General features: G+C 66.9%; 1 protein-coding gene. It reads right to left on the minus strand.

Annotated elements, in window-relative coordinates; genetic code table 11:
- A partial coding sequence (groEL, locus tag CA984_RS44170) for a chaperonin GroEL (RefSeq protein ID WP_133062002.1) occupies nt 1-968 on the minus strand: 968 nt, incomplete at both ends.

Consider the following 968-nt stretch of genomic DNA (forward strand, 5'->3'; position numbering starts at 1 on the left):
GCCACGCCGCCGGCCAGCTTGGCCAGACGCTCCTGGAGCTTCTCGCGGTCGTAGTCGGAGTCGGTGTTGTCGATCTCGGCGCGGATCTGGTTGACCCGGCCGGCGATCTGCTCGGCGTCGCCGCCGCCGTCGACGATGGTGGTCTCGTCCTTGGTGACGATGACCTGGCGGGCGCGGCCGAGCTGGTCCAGCGTGGTGGACTCCAGCTTGAGGCCGAGGTCCTCGCTGATGACCTGGGCACCGGTCAGGATGCCGATGTCGCCCAGCATGGCCTTGCGGCGGTCGCCGAAGCCCGGAGCCTTGACCGCGACCGAGCGGAACAGGCCACGGATCTTGTTGACGACCAGGGTGGCCAGAGCCTCGCCCTCGATGTCCTCGGCGATGATCAGCAGCGGCTTGCCGGCCTGCACGACCTTGTCGAGGACCGGGAGCAGGTCCTTGTTGGCGGAGATCTTCGAGTTGACGACGAGGATGTACGGGTCGTCGAGGACGGCCTCCATACGCTCCGGGTCGGTGACGAAGTAGGGCGAGATGTAGCCCTTGTCGAAGCGCATGCCCTCGGTGAGCTCAAGCTCGAGGCCGAAGGTGTTGCTCTCCTCGACGGTGATGACACCTTCCTTGCCGACCTTGTCCATCGCCTCGGCGATCATCTCGCCGATCTGCGGGTCACCCGCGGAGATGGAGGCGGTGGAGGCGATCTGCGCCTTCGTCTCCACGTCCTTGGCCAGCTTGGAGAGCTCCTCGCTGACGCGCTCGACGGCGGCCTCGATGCCCTTCTTCAGGGACATCGGGTTGGCGCCGGCGGCGACGTTGCGAAGGCCCTCACGTACGAGAGCCTGGGCGAGCACGGTGGCGGTGGTGGTGCCGTCGCCCGCGACGTCGTCGGTCTTCTTGGCGACTTCCTTGACGAGCTCGGCCCCGATCTTCTCCCACGGGTCCTCGAGCTCGATCTCCTTGGCGATGGAGAC

Source organism: Streptosporangium minutum (assembly GCF_002149035.1).
GTDB lineage: Bacteria > Actinomycetota > Actinomycetes > Streptosporangiales > Streptosporangiaceae > Streptosporangium > Streptosporangium minutum.